Genomic DNA, 16,547 nt, shown 5'->3' on the forward strand with positions numbered 1-16,547 from the left:
CCCTCCACTTCGCAAGGGGTTCAGGGGTTTTCCAGGGCATCCTGTCGTTCAAACGAAATCTGGCTGCACCCTCAAAAAGTAAATAAAATGTAACCAGATGAAAATGGCAACAATTCCCAGAATTGCACGAATCACTGGACCCAAAAGCTGGAAAGCCTCCCGCAAACTGAAGTGGCGCAATGGCCACATGCGGCCCCTGTGGACCTTTGTTTTCTTTGGGGCACTGGCCCTGTGCTGCTTTTTCATTCAGCACCAGCATGATTTTCACCACCACCACTTCAACCTGTGGTTTCGCAGGCGGGACATGGTTCCACCAGAAAACCCCATGAGCGTGCTGTTCATTGCGGGAATCCTGCTCCTCATTCGCGCCGCCTCCCTCAGTGGCAAAAGGGTTTATGCTCTGACCCTGCTGTATTTGCTGGGCTTGCCTTTGCTGTGGGTGCTGGTCGGGCATTCCGATGGTACTTTTTCCAACAACGTGAACCTGCCTCCAGAGTGGGTTCAGGCCCTGGTGGTCTTCTCCTACCAGTGGTTCCTGAGCCTGCCTTTCTTGCTTTTGACCTTGCATGAAGCTGTTGTCGCCCTGCAGGTGTACCGGAAAAACAGTTCCCAGCGTGCATTCAGGCAGGCAGTGCGGGAACACATGGACCGCTTGCTGTCTGCCCTGGGGCAGGGGTGGGCAGGGCACAGCTGGCAGCATGCAGAACAGGTGCTGTTCACTTCACCAGGCAACAGACAGTATCTCGTGGTGTTCCTCCCTGATCACTGGCACCTGCAGAGGACTTCCGGGACCCTGCAGCATGCAGATGGTCGTCCGGTGCGCCTCCCCTACATCAAGGACCACCACACTTTCAGCCAGCGTTTTGACATTCCTCTGGTGTATTGCCTTCCTTTCAGCACAGGAGAATGGCCCATGTCTGTGCAGCAGGTGATGGATGGCACCGTCTACCTGCAGCAGGGGAACCCCAACGATCTGGCCAGGCAACTGCTCGCCTGGGAGGAGGAAGAAGACCTGCGTGAACAGGAAAAACAGCGTGCCCGTGACGAACAGCTCAGGCAGCAGCAGGAACAGGAAGCCGCCCGCAAACACGGCGAGGAAGTGGAAAAACAGGCCATTGCTGTCCTGGAAAAACACCTCCCTGCAGGCTGGACCCTGGTGGCAGGACAGCTTCTGAGAAGAAAAAAGCTGGATGTTGATGCGCGCATCCGGCTTCCAGATGGCCGTTCTGTGGTGATCGATGTGAAATCCGTGCAGATGCCCCTCAAATCCGACCAGGGAGAAATCTACAAGGTGAGTGGGGAATCGTTGTATGGTGCAGGGAGCAAACTGGCCCAGCAATCCCTGGCCTGGGGCGGAGCCCCCGCCATTTTGTGGCAACCAGCAGCACAACCATACCCGGTTTTTGAGCACCGACACGCACTCGGGGTCTCGGGCAAAACCATCGAGGTGAAAATTCTGGTGGTGTCGGGTGGCCCTGAACGCCTCATTGAGGAGATCCGCAAAAGACTTCTTTAATGAACGCACCTTTGGAGTGAACGCTGCGTCCTGGCCCAGGCCTGGTCTGGTTTTGGGCCTGCTACACTGAGCAAAATACATCAGGGAGGGTTATGGACCACACACCACCACCAGTGACCAGTGTCAAAAAGAAACCTTATCAGAAGCCCGCTTTGCAGCACTCCGGGAAATGGCAGAATGTTGTTCTGTCTGTCACCGGTGGCGGGATACCTGATTGACGCCTGTCAGGTCTACTTAATTTCCTGGGTCTGGGCGGAAGTCCCCCACCATAACCGCAGTTTGGTTTGGTCCTTGATGGATCTCCCAGCCGCCCCGCCGGGGCGGGGAGCTAAAGCTCTTCGCTGGGGCGTTTCTGGCCTGAAATGTATTTTTTGATGACTTCCAAAGGTGCACCGCCTGTTGTGAACAAGGCGTAAGAAGCCGTCCAGAACACAGGTTTTCTATAGAAGTCCGCCAAATGAGCCGCGTGGTTTTTGCGAATCAGGCGGCTTGTTACGGTTTTCAGATTGTTGATGAACTTGGCAGGCTCAACAGTTGGCGGCGCATCAAACAAGACATGCACATGGTCAGGCTCGCCCGAAAATTCAAGCAACTCACAGTCCCATTTTTCGCAGAGCTCTTTGGTGATGATTTCCAAATCGGTCAGCATCGCCGCATTGATGCTCTTAAAGCGATATTTGGTCACCAGAACCAAGTGGTAAGAAAGGCGGTAAACCCCATGTGAACTGGACTTGAGCTGCCTCACAACCAAATGGTACCATTTCTGTATGGAGACGCGCCAAGTGCGATTCAAGCTGTACCCCAACCAAGTTCAGAATGAGCAGCTTGAAAGTTGGAATCGGTTGCACTGTGAGTTGTACAACGCCTGCCTCCAGGAACGCCGTGACGCTTACAAAAAATGCGGTAAATCGTTGACTTACTACGACCAGCAGAACCAGTTGCCTGCCGTGAAAGAGGCCCGTCCTGAATACAAGAAGCTCGGTTCTCAAGCCTTGCAGGAAACCGTCAGGCGTGTTGACCGTGCGTATCAGGGTTTTTTTCGTAGGGTAAAAAAAGGGGACACCCCTGGTTTCCCGCGCTTCAAATCTGGACGCTCGTATGTCGGATTTACCTACCCCGCTTTGGCTGGCTGGAAGTTTGAGCTTGGCGAAACGGGTCAGCATGGCACGCTCAATATCACCCATCTTGGCACGATCAAGGCGCGGGGAAAACCTCGGCAATGGGGCGAGATGCGCTGTCTTACCTTGAGCAAGATTGGTGGGGAATGGTACGCCACGATCACGATTCGTTGCACTCCAAAGCGGCAAGCTGGAATGCTTGCCGCTGGGGTGGACTTTGGGGTAGCGCGTATTGCTTCTTTGAGCGATGGAACTCCCGTAGAAAATCCTCGGTTCCTGAAAAAGGCGATGAGCAAGCTCAAAACTTTGAGTAGAGAGCTTGCCCGTCGCAAGCGGTTTGGTTCCAACTGGCGGCGCACGAAGGCACAAATCGCCAAACTGCACGCCAAAGTTGCGAATCAGCGGGCGAATTTTCAGCATCAACTCACCTCAGATTTAGTCAGTCAGTACGGCGTACTGGTGACTGAAGACTTGAGTATCAAACGGATGACTGCCAAAGGTGGCGCATCCAAGACTGGACTCAATCGGGCCATTCTGGATGTCGGAATGGCGGGAATCATTCAGAAATTAGCGTGCAAAGCGTCGGAAGCTGGCACACTGTTTCTCTCGGTTCCTACACGTTTGGTCAAACCCAGTCAGACATGCCCCGCCTGCGGCAACCCGTCCAAGAAAACGCTTGCCGAGCGTGTCCATAAGTGCGAGTGCGGCTATGCCGAAGATAGGGATGTCGCCGCTGCACAGGTCATGCTTCAGTGGGCCTTAGCCAACTGTCAGGAACTGGCAGGCAGGGATACGATGGCTGCACCAGGCCGCGTAAGCGAACTGCGAAACCCCGACCAGACCGCGCTCTTTGCGGTTGGTCGTGGGTAGTTCATAGTCCGTTCTTCCGGTAACCCCGCACATAATCCACTTCCATGACTTTGGGCCAGAGTTCAGGTCTGGACTGTTCATTCAGGTGGGAGGGGATTTCGTAGATGTTCAGCATGAATTGCATGGGGTATTTAGGAGACTGCTGTATGGTCCTGATTTTGATGTTGTCCACGTAGAAATCCACATGGGTGGGGGTCCAGTCCACAGCGTAGATGTGGTAGGAGGAGGCGTCTATCGGGAGGGTGTCCACGTGGAATTCGTCCTGCAAGTTGGGGTCGCCGAATGGGTGAATGCCGTAACCCACCTCTGCACTGTGTTGGGTCATGCCCTTACCGAAAATCTCGCAGATGCAGATCTCACCGGACTGATCGGGGGTTTCCTCGAAGCCAATCATCCACAGGGCGGCCATGTAGCCCGGGATGGGCACGGCTTTCAGACGCACTTCGAAGTACCCGTACTGTGGAGTATAGAGCCGCTTGACCTCCTGTTCTTCTTTGACCGTGACCCCTTTGTTGAAGCGGTGTTGCCCGATGGTGCTTCCCAGGGGTCCTGCGTAGCATCCGGTCTGCAGGGAGGAGACGCGCAGTGGCCCATCGAATTCCGGGTTCCAGGGTTGCTGGTCCTTTTCAATCAGCAATTGCAGGCTGTTTCCTGTGAGCCTGTACCTTGCCGTAGATTTTGCTCTGGAGCTCCACTGGGGCAGGTATTGGGGAAGCCAGTTTTCAGGGTTCAGGGTGTCTCCATCAAATTCCTCGGAGAATTCCAGGGTGTAACCGGGTTTCTGTAAGGGGTTGGCAGGCATGTCCGAGAGCGTAAAAGTTGAATGGGGGTTGGTGCGTTCCGTCATGGGTTCCCACTATAGCCTGTCTCTCTGGTGCACTTTGAGAGACAGGCACCCCTGATTGCACCCGATTCAGCTTCCTGCGGATTGCAGGGTGGGTGTGGATGCACGGGCCAGATGAAAATCCGGGTCAAGCCTCCTGCCACGCTTCTGCACGGCAAGAATGTCTTTCAGGACCCTCAACCCCCCTTTCTTGCTGGGCATGTACCACAGGAAGAATCCCAGCCTCAAAAGCCAGCCCAGAAATCCAGTGAATTGCAGCCCATAAAGTTCGGTGATGCCCCTGCCCCAGCCCAGACTGGCGGCCTGTCCCAGTCCAGGGTAACGGAAGGGTTTCAGGGGCCTGCCCTTGATGGCCCGGGCAATATTGCTGCCTGCGTGCAGGCCCTGTTTCATGGCCCACAGGGCATTCACCGGGCAAGAAGCGTCTCTGAAGGGATGTTTAACGTCAGCGATGTCGCCCCCTGTCCATACATTCTTGTGCCCCTCAGCCTGCAGAAAAGGGGTGGTGCGCAGTTTGCGTTGAGGGTTGCGTTCCAGCGTTTCCGTTCCAGGCAGGGCCAGCATGGAGATTCCGGCGGTCACCAGCACCATGTCTGCTTTGAGCAGGTCACCCGTGTGCAGGTTCACCCCTTCAGGCTGAATGTGCTGAATCCTGCACCCGTACTTCACCTTCACTTCCAGGTTTTGCAGTTCACGGGTGGCCCAGTCTGCGAGGTGCTGAAAGTCAGGCTGCAGCGCTTCCAGCAGGACTTTTCCAGAGTGGAGCAGGGTGATGGTGGGCCGCTTCAGTTCCGGGCGGCCCTGGTACCTGTCACGGAGCAGTTCGGCCAGGGCAGCAGCACACTCCACCCCTGCGAAGCCTCCTCCGATCACTGCAATGCGGCCCAGGCATGGTCCTCCCTGCAAGTGATCTGCAATGCGCTCGTGCAGTTCTGCACGGAATTTCTGCATGTGCAGGGTGTCTTTCAGGCACCATCCATGCTGCTCAAGGCCCTCAATGCGCTCGAAAGGGTCACGGGACCCCAGACCAAAAAACACATGGTCATAACGCAGGATCTCAGGACCATTGGGCGTTTGCACAGTCACCTGCTGGTTGGTGAGGTCCACATGCTGCACGCTCCCGATCAGCTGCCGGATTCTGGAATCTGGCAGGATTTCTTTGAGGGGGGTGAGGGTGTGCTGCAGGGGGATCAGGCCTCCAAGCACTTCGGTGGTCCACCCGTGAAAGGTGTGGTAGGGGTCTCTGGAGACCAATGTGAGTTCAACTTCTTTTCTGGAGAGCTCTCCAGGGAGCATTTTCACGATTTTCTTGCACGCTTCGATGCCTGCGTAACCTCCACCCAGAATCACCACGCGCTGCATCAGCCCACCTGCCATGCCAGGTTCTCGGGGGAGACTTCAGGCTCCAGCAGCCTGCCAAAGGAACGAAAAGGGGCAAGACGGAACCCGAACTGCTGGTGTTTGACTGCCAGATCCAGCATCATGCTGGCCTGCTGTGCTGTGGGGTGACCAATGCTGAAGTGCCCCTGGTGACCGTTCAGGGAGAGCAGCAGGGTCTCGGCCAGGCAGGCGTAAATCAGGTTTCTGGCCAGTCCGATGGTGCCCTGCATGCGCATCCCGGTCATTTCCACCAGTCCACCATCAACCACCGTGACATCCGGGCGTTCTGTGAGGAGGGTCGGATCGGTGTTTCTGGGCTGGGTGTCGTCCAGCACCCATGCGCCTTTTTTGAGGTGTTCGGATTTCAGCACGGCGTCCGAAGCACTGGTGAGGAGCACCACCAGATCGGCCTTTTTCACCTGCATCATGTCGGTGGTCACATCGATGTCCACATCCTGGCCTGCCACTTCTGCTTTCAGGTGTTCCAGACGCTCCAGGTTACGGGCCACCAGGGTCATGCTGCTGCAGGTGCCCTTCTGGACCAGCAGGCGCACCAGGCAGCTTCCCACACTGCCCGAGGCCCCGACGATGGCCACATGGGCGTGTCTGCCGATGCTGGACAGGATGCGTTCCATCCCCATCCAGGTCATGGCTGCAGTGAAGGCGTTGCCGTTGGTGACCCCGATGTCCGTCCGGTCCGCAAAAATCCGACCTCCGTCTGACACAGGGGCGGTCAGGGCACCCAGTCCCACCACGGTGGCTCCCCGTGAACGTGCCATCTCCACGGCTTCTTTCACCCGGGCCTGCACCTCTGGCCTGGGAAGCTGCAAAAGCTGGCGGGCACTGAGGGGCACGGTGATCAGTTCCCCCTCGGCCTCGGTTCCAAGCTGGATGCGGCCCGAGACCAGAGGCCGCACCGGGAGCCTGCGCAGCAGGGTTTCGTAGAAACTGTTGGGCAGGTGACGCAGTGGGGACCAGAACAGGTCGCCGAGGTCCTGGGCGACCTGCACGCGGGGGTGAATCAGGAATGCAAATCTTCTGGGGGTGGAGTTCATGTTTTCCTCGCTGTTTGAAGCATGAAAATCCAGTCCGCTCAGCTCTGGCTGAGCGGTGGGCGGGGCGATGGCAATGGGGTGGGACAGGGCAGTGCAATTCTTGTGCCCACGGGTCCAATGAAGTTGTCAGAAATCCAGCGAACCCTTTCATGGAAGTGGTCGCCTTCTGAATGCAAGGTAACATCTTCTTTACAGCTGGCATGTGTCGGCAGGCACAGGCGGGGGGTGGAAACCTGTAAATTGGTCCGCTTTGTTGCGCTGGATTGGACCTGTTCCGTCTGAAAAGTCCCTCCTATATTGAGTCATGACCATTGATCAGCATTCAAAAGCACAGGTTTTCAAGGCCCTTCATGAAAAGGACGGCACTTTTGTCATTCCCAACCCCTGGGATGCCGGGACAGCCCGACTTTTGACCAGCCTGGGGTTCCCGGCACTCGCAACCACCAGTGCGGGTCTGGCATGGTCTCTGGGGATGCCAGATGGAGCAGGGGCCTTTTCAAGGGATCAGGCCATCGAGAACGTGAGGCAAATTGCCCAGGCCACCCCCCTCCCAGTGTCTGCAGATTTTGAAAACGGCTATGGACACACCCCCGAGGAGGTCGCAGAAGGCATCCGGAAAGTGGCACTGGAAGGTGGGGCGGTGGGGGCTTCCATTGAAGACGCAACCAGTGTGTCTGGAAGTGCTCCAATATACGATTTTCAGCTGGCTGTGGAGCGCATTCATGCAGCTGTGGAGGCTGCCCGCACCCTGCCTTTTCCTTTTGTGCTGGTGGCCCGTGCAGAGAATTTCTGTCATGGCATCACGGACATGGAAGACACCCTGCGCCGTCTTAAAGCCTATGAGGCGGCTGGAGCAGATGTGCTGTTTGCCCCGGGCATCAAAACACTGGATCAGGTGCGTGAGGTGTGTCAGGCTGTGCAAAAGCCCGTGAATGTCAATGCAGGGATCATGAATGCTCCCTGGACTGTTGCAGAACTCTCAGAGGCTGGAGTGAAGCGCATCAGTCTGGGCGCTGGATTGGTGCGGGTGGCTCTGGCAAGCTTTGTGCAGGCCGCTCAGGAGTTGCAGAAGGCAGGGTCTTTTTCTTTCATGAAGGATGCAGGAAAGGTGAACCTCACGGACCTGATGTTTAAAGAGCACATTCCCAGGTAAAAAAACCAGATGTTTGATTGATATTCGCCAGAAGCACTGCAGTGCTTCTGGCTGAGCAAAATGTGAGCTACAGTCAGGCCATCCAGACCGCGTACAGTTCTTTTTGCGTGGATCAATCAAGGACTGACCTGAGGGTTCAGCAAGCCATCTTGCAGGGTTGCCCTCAGGTGCAGTTGTCTGTCTTTGACAATTCCTGTGCAGTAAAAGGGCTGTCTGATCCGCTGGCTTCCTTCCTGACTCTGGACTTCACCCTGCAGGGCCAGGATGCCGTTGCGGTAGTAAAGGGGTTTCTGGAGGGGACCAAATTGCACATTCTGTGCACCAGACAGGGAGGTTTTCAACTGGTTCATGCAGCCCGTTTGCATCAGGTCAGCTTTGAGGTTTGCTGCAGGCAAATGGGCCGAGGCCGAGAGATAGACGGTGTAGGGTTCCAGAACAGGAGTGGCGTCCTGATACGCAAATCCAAGGGCTTCTGCTTCCTTGCGTCCCAGCACCTCAGCAGAGGAAACCAGATTGTCTCCTGGGCCGGAGATTCTGGCTCCAGGAGGTCCCTGAAAAGTCACCTCATTCAGAAACCCCGCAGCAGCGTCTGCGGGGCTGCTGGACTGGGGTGCCTGTGCCCCTGTGGGCCGGAGGGTTGATGCGTCCAGCACCGAGTGATCCACAACCTGAGTTTCACCAAAGAACCCTCCAGGTTTGGGTCGGGGTGGGTTGAGCACCCTTCCTGTCTGGTAATCCAGCAGCAACAGGTGCAGTTTGTCCATGGAAAACAGTTTGCGGGCATCCTCTTCTGCAACCAGCAGGCGTCCGTAATACCAGAAAGGCACCTGGGACAGGGCGACTTGCTGCCCGTTCACAAGAGCAAAGTCTTTCTGGAACACCCGGATGGACTGCTGTCCTTTTTTGAACAGATAGCCCTCCCCTTCTCCTGAATGCTGGGTCAAAGACAATTGCCACCCTGCCTCCGAACCCAGGGTGCTGAGGACCACAAGGCGTTGTTCCCCTCGAACATACACCTGAACTTCGGCCAGGGCAGGGGAAGACAGCAGCAAAATCAGGCTGATCAGACGGAACGACTTCATGTGGGTCGATGGTATCATGCCGGGGGTTGTGCAAAGTGTTTTTGCTGCTGTCCAGGGGGTTTTCCTGTGGTTTTCTGTTGCTTAGCCCTGGGTTCTGGGGTGGAATGCAGGGCACCAACAGCTGCTGTTCATGCGATCCCATGACATCTGTTCTGTACGATGCCCCATAGATCCGATTCAGGGGTCGCGGTAAGGTCAAGGTGTTTCGGTGGAGAAAACACCGCACAGCAGGAGGCTGTATGGACGAAAAAAACCAAATGCCTGTGCCCCAGGACACAGCAGCAAAAGACAGGCTGAGAGGCTACGAGGCCCCAAAGCTTCGCAAGCATGGCAAGTGGAACAGGGTCACCACCCAGGTGATCAGCATTCCCATCGATCCCTGAGGGCTGCTTTACAACAATTCAGGACAGCTTTGCTGCATCCTCACCACTCCAGCCAGGAGTGGTTTTTATGTGCATCTTGTTCTGTTAAATACAGAATAGGATAGAATGATTTCATGATTGCCGATGCTTCAACCACCCTCAACATGATCCGTTTTGAACTCCTGCTGGCACAAAGACAACTGCAACAGGCTCACCCACAGGGCCATCGCAGCTGCCTGGATGCACTCTGGAAGGTGTATTGCCTTGCTCAGCCCCACACCAGACGCGAAGACAACAAGATGCCCTTTTCAGACCTTCCACAGCCCATTGCCAACCCCAGGCACTGGCAGGACGGGGCCGCGAAAGCCCGATCCATTGTGCAGGAAGCCCTGAACCTTCACCAGCACATGCAGCAGGGAAAAATGGGATGGGCCAGCTGGAATGCCCTGGCAGACCACATGCTGGACGCTTTGAACCTGCTGTGACCTTCAGCATTGAACACCTGATCTTCCAGCACATCACCCATCAGGAAAGGAGACCTGTATTCCATGTTCTTTTGCTCAAAACGTCAATGAGGATTTAACACATGGTCAAGTGAACACAGTATGATGTTTCTGGGAAAACATGCCAACGTATTACACAATCCGGAATCATGACCGGCTGCTGTGCGGGTGTGACCTTGAGGAGGAAAGAATGTCTGATCTGGAAAATCCTGGCCAGCGCTCCATGTCTGCAAACAATGAAAAGAACAGGCAAAACAATCTGTATGCCAAACCTGCTCTGGAACGCATGGGTCAGTGGCAGACCATCACCGGTTCAGTGGGTGTGTGCAATCCACTGGAGGACCCTGATTGCTGATGCGCACGAAACTTGCTCTTACCGGTCTGATGCTGACAGCTTTGCTGTCAGCATGTTCTTCCACTCAGCACCCCGTATCCCAGCAACCTGCTGAACGCTTCAAGGTTCTGGGAACCATCGATCTGCCCGTTGGCATTCAGGCAGGGATTCAGCCCCAGAGCTTCACGGTGGCCAGCCTCCAGTTGAAAGTCGGAACCACCAGTCACGTGGATTACAACGGTTACCGATACATCAACACCACCTACGAGATTCGCAATGCCAGCAGTGCTGGAACCCCCAGTCCCACCCCCAAAACCAACGTGACTTTTCTGGCGGTGGACACCACCAACACCCTCAATGACACGGCTGTGCGCATCCTCAAGAAATCCGACAACACGGATGCCAATCCTGCCCTGGCCACCCAGGTGGTGCCTGCCGGAAACATCACCACCGGACCTGCCCTGGCCAGTGCCCAGAGCATGCAGGTCTTCACCTCTGACGAGACCGGCAGCCTGACGGGACTTCCTGCGCACATTCAGAAAGTCTTCGGTTACGGCTTTGTGGTGGATAAAGTGGGGGGAGGTCGCACCCTCGATGCCAACCCCGCAGTCAACAATTACCAGGGAACCCTGACCCTGTCCGTCAAAGTTCCGCTGCAAAACCCCATTGCCAACACCCCCCACATCCTGACCCTTTCCATGATCTATGTGGAAGACAGCGTGACCCAGGTGACCGAATCTGCAGAGGAGCAGGCCCTGGGCAACTCCGGTCTGGCTGCACGGGTCACTGCTGCCGGGGCCAGTCGAGTCAATGTGTTCCCGGGCAGCACCTACAACGGCACCAAACGCACCATCTGCAGTGTGCCGGTCAGCAACACGGTGAGCCCCAGTTACCTGATCAACCAGGAGAACCGGGTGACCACCTTCACCCCCAACATCACCAGCCTGGCCAGCAAGTCCAGTGCGGTCAATGCCACACTGGGATACTGTGACGATGTGGTGCCCACACTGTCTGGCAGCACCCCGCAGAACCAGCTGGTGATCCACGCCTTCCAGACTGGCAAACGCCTGACCAGCAAGAACAGCAGCAATGCAGGCACCTTCAGCCAGACCGGACAGAATTGGACCTACACCCCCACTGTGGGTGGAGCGTTCAAACCCGGTGAAGTGGTGGAAGTGACTGTGGTGGGGGGCACCACCCTCAACAGCAGTTCCCGCCGCTTCCGGGTGGCAGGAGCAGCGGAAGGGGCTGCCGGATACAACACACCTGCCACCTACACCGAGGCCAACAGTGCCCAGCAGGTGCGTTTTGGCGATGTGGATGGTGACGGGGATGTGGACATTGTGACCGGCCACAGTTCCACAGGCATTGGTGTGCACAAAAACAACGGCAACGGCACCTTCGCAGCCCGGGTGGATTATGCCGCCACGGGTACCCCACAGGGCATCGAACTGGGAGACATTGACAACGACGGTGACCTTGATGTGGCGGTGGGCAACAACGGCAACTGTGGTCCCTGCACCCTCTCCGTCCTGATCAACAATGGCTCTGGCGTGTACACTGCAGGAACGTCCCTGACCACCACGGGTGCAGGAGGTTCCTTCGGAAGCAGCACCCTGGGCGTCAACCTTGGGGACTTCAACAACGACGGCAATCTGGACCTCGCTGGAGCATCCAACCAGTACGTGACCGTGTGGCAGGGCAACGGAGACGGCACCTTCTCCAACCGTCAGGACCTCTTCATTGATGGCAGTGCAACTGCCAGCAACATTGGTATTGGCGACCTGAACAACGACGGCTACATGGACATGGTGGCCACCACTTCCAGCTTCAATAAACTGAGTGTCTACATCAACAAAGCAGATGGGACCGTGGGCTTCAACACCCGCGTGGACTACAATGCAGGACCCAACGTGCGTGGTGTCGCAATGGGAGACCTGAACAAAGACGGCAAGCTGGATGTGATCACCGGACACATTGAAAACACCAACGGTTTCACCGTGTACCTCGGCAATGGCAACGGCACCCTGGCAACAGGGACCACCACCGATACCGCAGGGTTTCCCCACAACCAGATGACCCTGGGAGACATCAACGGAGATGGCAACCTCGATCTGATTGTTGCCAATCCCACCATCACCCCCAACACGGGATTCACCTACTACCTGGGGACCGGCAATGGAACCTTCGGGACCGGTGTTTTCCATGCCCTCAGTGCAAACACCCGTGGTGTTGCGGTGGGTGACCTGAACGGTGACGGTAAGCTGGATGTGGCTGCCACCAACTCCTCAGTGCTGAACATCTACCTCAAGAAGTAACCCGAATCAAGCCTCAGAACTCCTCCGAGATGATCGGGGGAGTTTTTGTTCTGGCTGGGCGGTTTGAACCATCAAGAACTGCCCTTGTGCTGCTCAAAATGCTGGAGGGCTTTCACTTCAGCAGTCTGGAACACCACGGATAAGTTTCGCAGAGCCTGCAATCGGCGCTGAACATGGACATGCTTCCAGACTGAACTGTCTTCAGGGACCTGCTGAAGGAGGGCCAGGGCTCTTTCACGGGAGGCCCGACTGCTGCCACAGAAATCCAGCAGCAGTTCCACAGCAGGAACAGAATTGATCGATTTCACAGGAATTCTTTCCAGAGCTTCCACAGCAAAAACCAGATCGGACAGGGTATCATCTGCAGGCAAGAACATCCATTTGCCTTTTGACCACTCCAGAAAACGTTCAGAAGGCATCGCTTCCCTCAGGGCACGGGGAATTTTGTTTGCAAGATGCCCCACAGCCCTGAGGTTGCGCTTCGCAACCACATACCTTGCCACATCAATCCTGTGCCCTGGCCCATACCCAAGGGTTTTGAGCATGCGTGCCGCACGTTCGCGCACCAGTGGATCTCTGGATTGCAGCAGGGGCACCAGGGCAGGTTTCAGATCGGCATGCAGGTGTTCTGCAAGGGTCAAGGTGAACAGGTGGGCCACGTCACGCCATGGACTGGAAGGCAACACGTTCCACCAGTGCGGCAAAGCCAGCAGCCTGAGGAGGTCTTTTCTCAGGCGCTCCGGGTCTTCCTTGCCCCACTGACGCAAAGTGTGCAGGGTGCGGATGGCCACCCTCACGTCTCCAATGTGATGAAGGAGTGCAGTCAGTCTATCCCATTCCTGCATTCCTCTTCTGGAACGTCTGGTGAGAATGCCCCGGACCTCAAATTCAGACCATTGTGGTTTCCTGTGGCTGGCCTGTTTTGCTCGTGAGGAATCCGCAATCTGGGCAGGGACAGAAGGTTCAGTTTGCTTTCGCTCAACGGGTGGGACAGATGCTGATCTGTCCCACCTTGCTGTACGGGCTTTTTGTGACATGCGCAGGAACAATTCCAGCCACTTCATGGTTTCCACTATAGCTTTCCCACGGGATGCTGATGTTTCAAAAGGCCCGGAAATGTTTTATGTTGGAACAGGAACGGTGGTCCAATGGAAAGACAGCTGGACTCATCATCCAGAAATGCAGGTTCAACCCCTGCCCGTTCCAGGGGCGCTGATGCAACGGAAGCATGCATGACTACGGATCATGGTGTGTGGGTTCGAGTCCCACTCGTCCCTGGGTTCTGGTGGGAAGGTGTATACGGATGCACATGGCCCTGCTAAGGCCAAGGCGGGGTTCGATCCCCCACCCACCAGATGCCCTGTTTCAGGTCCGAATGACGCTGCAGAAGGATTCTGGCCTGTTCTTGAAAAATGCCAGATTGAATGTAAATCTGATGCACCCTCTGAAAATCATAGGCTTCAGGAATGTGTTCCATGACCTCCATCAGGTAGCCAATGTCTGGCTGGTTGAAACGTTCCCTTTTTCGAGGATCTGGCCTGGAGGAACTCCACCTCGTGGGAAGTTCCCAGCTGGGAAAAATCACCCTCAGGGCCACAGCCATCTTGTTCCTCAGGTGAAAAATGCTCTTCAGGTGTCTGCGGGCCACCACATAAGCTGCAGTTTCACTGCGGCCTCTGGGTTGCCATCCGAGCGAGGTGAGTTTGCGGGCCACCTGTTCACGCACCGTCCAGTCATGGTGATACAGGAAGCCTTTCAGGTAGGTGTGGTACCTGGGATCTCTGGAGTTCAGGGTCAGTTGTTTCAGGAAAACATGGGCTTCATCCATCTCTGCAAGAGTCATGTCAGGACGGCAGGTCACTGAGGGAAGCCACTGCAGGAAAGCTTCCAGTTGATGCTCTTTTCCCCAATCGCAGATGCGCTCCAGCATGGCAGCACGGGTCTCCAGGGAAAAATTCTCATGAAACAGCCTGAGAAGTTCTTCAAAATGCTCGGCTCTAAACGGGTGGGCATCCATGATGCCCTGTAGCAGAGCGGCTTCCACCATCATGCGCGCCCTTTCGGAGGGGAAGTGAACATTCAGCAAAATGAAGCGGTGGTTGTAGGGTCTCGCGCCAGACAGCAAAGCCATGCGGGCCACTGCATCCTGATGCAGGCCCCAGTTTGGAAGTCCTGAAGCCTGAATCAATTGCTCAATGAGGACAGACATCCGCAGATTTTGACCATCGGTCCCTTTGCTGATCAGGTCTCTGATGGCAAGATTCATTTCCGACTTCTGGCGAAAATAATACATGTGTGAAGAAGGGTTCACCTTTCCATGCTACAGGGTCTCCAAACAGAGGGCACCACAAAGCGTGCTAGAATCACCGTGCAGGGTAGCTCAAAGGAAGAGCGCTGCCTCGCAGGGCAGAGGGTGCAGGTTCAAGTCCTGTGTCTGCCACCTGGAGAGGCTGGAAACGCTGGTGTAACTGGAAGCACGCCTTCAACCTCAGACCGGAGTGCGGTGCGGGTTCGATTCCCGCCTGTTTCCACCCTCAGGTGTTTTGTTTGTCAGCCCCTTTGAGCAGTCCACAGAATGGAATTGACTGTGAACCATGCCCCCCCTTTCACAGAAGAAGAATGGAACGCATGCATCCGGGTGCTCAAGGTGTTGGCCCGCGACCCTTTTTGCGGCCCGGACACCCAGACCCTGAAAACCCTGGTTGCCAAGATTTACAAGGTTGCCAAGAAAGAAATCCGGGCGCAGAACCAGCAGCAGATCCGTGCCCACGATCAGGCCCTGCAGCAGAAAACGGTGGTGTTTCAGGTCAATGATGCTACCCTTCCCCTCGGGCAGCATGCTCTGCCCATGATGGCAACTGAAGTCCCTGGGACGGCAGCTTCAGGTGCCCCATCAGACACGGTGGGCGTTCGAATCCAGCCTGAACGCTGTTACATCTGCAAATCCTTTTACCATGAAGTGCACTTTTTCTATCACCTGCTCTGCCCGGAGTGCGCCCGTCTGAACCACCAGAAGCGCCAGCAACGGGCTGACCTCACGGGCCGCATTGCCCTGGTGACTGGAGGGCGCATCAAGATCGGGTACCAGATGTGCCTCAGGCTGCTCAGGGATGGGGCAAGGGTGATTGTCACCACCCGTTTCCCAAAAGATGCCGTGAAACGCTTTGCAGAAGAAGAGGATTTTTCCTTGTGGTCAGAACGTCTGGAGGTGCACGGTCTGGATTTCCGCAATCTGGTGCAGCTTGAGGGGTTCATTCAGGACCTCAAGGCCAGACTGCCCCACCTGGACATCCTGATCAACAATGCCGCCCAGACGGTTCGGCGACCCGCCGAGTTCTACCAGCATCTGCTGCCTCTGGAAACCCTGCCTCTGGCCTCCCTTCCGCAGTCCTGGCAACAGGTGCTCAGAGGTCCGGATCAGAGGGTGGCCCTGGAACTTCTGGCCCCGCAACTGCCTGGTTCGAATCTGGCTCCTTTTTTCCCTGCAGGACAGCTGGACCAGGACGGTCAGCAGCTGGATTTCAGGCCGCAGAACAGCTGGACGGCAACCGCAGATCAGGTGAGTCCCCTGGAGATGCTGGAGGTGCAACTGGTCAGCAACGTGGCCCCATTCATGCTGGTGTCCCAGTTGCGGTCCCTGCTCAGGCAGTCTCCTTTTGAGCGCAAATTCATTGTGAATGTCAGTGCCATGGAAGGCCAGTTCGCCCGTGAAAGCAAAACCGAGTTTCACCCGCACACCAACATGGCCAAGGCAGCCCTGAACATGCTGACCCGCACCTCGGGACAGGATTATGCGAGAGACGGCATTTTCATGACCAGTGTGGACACCGGCTGGATCACCGAAGAAAACCCCCACCCCAAAAAGTCCCGTTTGCGAGAAGGAGGCTTTGTGACCCCTCTGGATGTCATCGATGGCATGGCCCGCATTTACGATCCCATTGTGCAGGGCTTGCAGACCGATCCCCCTCTCTCGGGCTGTTTTCTGAAAGATTACCGGCCCTACCCCTGGTGA

At 56.1% G+C, this 16,547-nt stretch carries 15 protein-coding genes and 3 tRNA genes; 11 read left to right on the forward strand and 7 right to left on the reverse strand.

The features are described 5' to 3' along the window. The first annotated feature begins 97 nt into the window (after positions 1-97). Positions 98-1,516 (forward strand): hypothetical protein, encoded by a 1,419-nt coding sequence (locus DC3_RS12160; RefSeq protein WP_146884651.1) that lies wholly within the window; start codon positions 98-100, stop codon positions 1,514-1,516. Positions 1,517-1,844: 328 nt separating this feature from the next. Here the strand turns inward: DC3_RS12160 and tnpA are convergent, their stop codons facing one another. Further along, the gene (gene tnpA, locus DC3_RS12165; RefSeq protein ID WP_146884652.1) at positions 1,845-2,261 is read right to left on the reverse strand and encodes an IS200/IS605 family transposase; all 417 of its coding nucleotides are present in this window, start codon (positions 2,259-2,261) and stop codon (positions 1,845-1,847) included. Positions 2,262-2,283: 22 nt separating this feature from the next. On the opposite strand from tnpA, the gene DC3_RS12170 reads away from it, so the two are divergent. Continuing rightward, positions 2,284-3,504 carry an RNA-guided endonuclease InsQ/TnpB family protein gene (locus DC3_RS12170; protein ID WP_146884653.1) on the forward strand — a complete coding sequence of 407 codons (1,221 nt, stop codon included), beginning with the start codon at positions 2,284-2,286 and terminating at the stop codon, positions 3,502-3,504. A 1-nt stretch (position 3,505) separates the two neighbouring features. On the opposite strand, the gene DC3_RS12175 is transcribed toward DC3_RS12170, so the two are convergent. From DC3_RS12175 to DC3_RS12185, 3 genes are all read right to left on the reverse strand, one after another. Beyond that, positions 3,506-4,351 carry a glycoside hydrolase family 16 protein gene (locus DC3_RS12175; RefSeq protein WP_146884654.1) on the reverse strand — a complete coding sequence of 282 codons (846 nt, stop codon included), beginning with the start codon at positions 4,349-4,351 and terminating at the stop codon, positions 3,506-3,508. Between the two features lie 66 nt (positions 4,352-4,417). Continuing rightward, positions 4,418-5,710: an NAD(P)/FAD-dependent oxidoreductase gene (locus tag DC3_RS12180; RefSeq protein WP_186815990.1), complete on the reverse strand. Its 1,293-nt coding sequence runs from the start codon at positions 5,708-5,710 to the stop codon at positions 4,418-4,420. Continuing rightward, positions 5,710-6,783, reverse strand: coding sequence for a saccharopine dehydrogenase NADP-binding domain-containing protein (locus DC3_RS12185; RefSeq protein WP_146884656.1), 1,074 nt, complete (start codon positions 6,781-6,783; stop codon positions 5,710-5,712). The genes DC3_RS12180 and DC3_RS12185 overlap by 1 nt, the downstream gene beginning before the upstream one ends. A gap of 304 nt (positions 6,784-7,087) precedes the next feature. On the opposite strand from DC3_RS12185, the gene DC3_RS12190 reads away from it, so the two are divergent. Next, a complete protein-coding gene (locus DC3_RS12190; RefSeq protein WP_146884657.1) occupies positions 7,088-7,936 on the forward strand; it encodes an isocitrate lyase/PEP mutase family protein in 849 nt (282 codons plus the stop codon). Positions 7,937-8,052: 116 nt separating this feature from the next. On the opposite strand, the gene DC3_RS12195 is transcribed toward DC3_RS12190, so the two are convergent. Further along, positions 8,053-9,018: a hypothetical protein gene (locus tag DC3_RS12195; protein WP_146884658.1), complete on the reverse strand. Its 966-nt coding sequence runs from the start codon at positions 9,016-9,018 to the stop codon at positions 8,053-8,055. Positions 9,019-9,257: 239 nt separating this feature from the next. Between DC3_RS12195 and DC3_RS29125 the strand changes: the two genes are divergently transcribed. The 4 genes from DC3_RS29125 to DC3_RS12205 all read left to right on the forward strand — a co-directional run bounded on the left by DC3_RS29125 (position 9,258) and on the right by DC3_RS12205 (position 12,535). Continuing rightward, positions 9,258-9,401, forward strand: a complete 144-nt coding sequence (locus tag DC3_RS29125) for a hypothetical protein (protein WP_186815991.1) — start codon at positions 9,258-9,260, stop codon at positions 9,399-9,401. Positions 9,402-9,514: 113 nt separating this feature from the next. Then, positions 9,515-9,865, forward strand: a complete 351-nt coding sequence (locus tag DC3_RS12200) for a hypothetical protein (RefSeq protein WP_146884659.1) — start codon at positions 9,515-9,517, stop codon at positions 9,863-9,865. Between the two features lie 208 nt (positions 9,866-10,073). Beyond that, a complete protein-coding gene (locus DC3_RS29130; RefSeq protein ID WP_186815992.1) occupies positions 10,074-10,238 on the forward strand; it encodes a hypothetical protein in 165 nt (54 codons plus the stop codon). Then, on the forward strand, positions 10,238-12,535 hold the full coding sequence (locus DC3_RS12205; protein ID WP_146884660.1) for an FG-GAP repeat domain-containing protein: 2,298 nt from the start codon (positions 10,238-10,240) through the stop codon (positions 12,533-12,535). Before DC3_RS29130 ends, DC3_RS12205 begins: the two co-directional genes overlap by 1 nt. Positions 12,536-12,606: 71 nt before the next feature. Here the strand turns inward: DC3_RS12205 and DC3_RS12210 are convergent, their stop codons facing one another. Beyond that, positions 12,607-13,380, reverse strand: a complete 774-nt coding sequence (locus DC3_RS12210) for a hypothetical protein (RefSeq protein ID WP_146884661.1) — start codon at positions 13,378-13,380, stop codon at positions 12,607-12,609. 289 nt (positions 13,381-13,669) lie between these two features. On the opposite strand from DC3_RS12210, the gene DC3_RS12215 reads away from it, so the two are divergent. Next, positions 13,670-13,741 (forward strand) — tRNA-Met (locus DC3_RS12215). Beyond that, a tRNA-Arg gene (locus DC3_RS12220) sits at positions 13,742-13,812 on the forward strand. Between the two features lie 41 nt (positions 13,813-13,853). Here DC3_RS12220 and DC3_RS12225 read toward each other — a convergent pair. Further along, entirely contained in the window at positions 13,854-14,801 is a 948-nt protein-coding gene (locus DC3_RS12225) for a hypothetical protein (protein WP_146884663.1), read from the reverse strand. Between the two features lie 186 nt (positions 14,802-14,987). Between DC3_RS12225 and DC3_RS29135 the strand changes: the two genes are divergently transcribed. Together DC3_RS29135 and DC3_RS12235 are read left to right on the forward strand one after the other, a co-directional pair. Then, positions 14,988-15,066 (forward strand) — tRNA-OTHER (locus DC3_RS29135). A gap of 44 nt (positions 15,067-15,110) precedes the next feature. After that, complete coding sequence (locus DC3_RS12235; protein WP_146884664.1) at positions 15,111-16,547, forward strand: SDR family NAD(P)-dependent oxidoreductase; 1,437 nt, start codon at positions 15,111-15,113, stop codon at positions 16,545-16,547.

This window comes from Deinococcus cellulosilyticus NBRC 106333 = KACC 11606 (genome assembly GCF_007990775.1).
In the GTDB taxonomy this organism is placed as follows: Bacteria; Deinococcota; Deinococci; order Deinococcales; family Deinococcaceae; genus Deinococcus_C; species Deinococcus_C cellulosilyticus.

Coding starts and splice junctions, on each gene's coding strand:
- DC3_RS29130 (WP_186815992.1), top strand. CDS start 10,074: ATGTCTGATCTGGAAAATCCTGGCCAGCGCTCCATGTCTGCAAACAAT.
- DC3_RS12210 (WP_146884661.1), bottom strand. CDS start 13,380: ATGCAGGAATGGGATAGACTGACTGCACTCCTTCATCACATTGGAGAC.
- DC3_RS12200 (WP_146884659.1), top strand. CDS start 9,515: ATGATTGCCGATGCTTCAACCACCCTCAACATGATCCGTTTTGAACTC.
- DC3_RS12225 (WP_146884663.1), bottom strand. CDS start 14,801: ATGAATCTTGCCATCAGAGACCTGATCAGCAAAGGGACCGATGGTCAA.
- DC3_RS12185 (WP_146884656.1), bottom strand. CDS start 6,783: ATGAACTCCACCCCCAGAAGATTTGCATTCCTGATTCACCCCCGCGTG.
- DC3_RS12180 (WP_186815990.1), bottom strand. CDS start 5,710: ATGCAGCGCGTGGTGATTCTGGGTGGAGGTTACGCAGGCATCGAAGCG.
- DC3_RS12160 (WP_146884651.1), top strand. CDS start 98: ATGAAAATGGCAACAATTCCCAGAATTGCACGAATCACTGGACCCAAA.
- DC3_RS12175 (WP_146884654.1), bottom strand. CDS start 4,351: ATGACGGAACGCACCAACCCCCATTCAACTTTTACGCTCTCGGACATG.
- DC3_RS12195 (WP_146884658.1), bottom strand. CDS start 9,018: ATGAAGTCGTTCCGTCTGATCAGCCTGATTTTGCTGCTGTCTTCCCCT.
- DC3_RS12190 (WP_146884657.1), top strand. CDS start 7,088: ATGACCATTGATCAGCATTCAAAAGCACAGGTTTTCAAGGCCCTTCAT.
- DC3_RS29125 (WP_186815991.1), top strand. CDS start 9,258: ATGGACGAAAAAAACCAAATGCCTGTGCCCCAGGACACAGCAGCAAAA.
- DC3_RS12170 (WP_146884653.1), top strand. CDS start 2,284: ATGGAGACGCGCCAAGTGCGATTCAAGCTGTACCCCAACCAAGTTCAG.
- DC3_RS12205 (WP_146884660.1), top strand. CDS start 10,238: ATGCGCACGAAACTTGCTCTTACCGGTCTGATGCTGACAGCTTTGCTG.
- DC3_RS12235 (WP_146884664.1), top strand. CDS start 15,111: ATGGAATTGACTGTGAACCATGCCCCCCCTTTCACAGAAGAAGAATGG.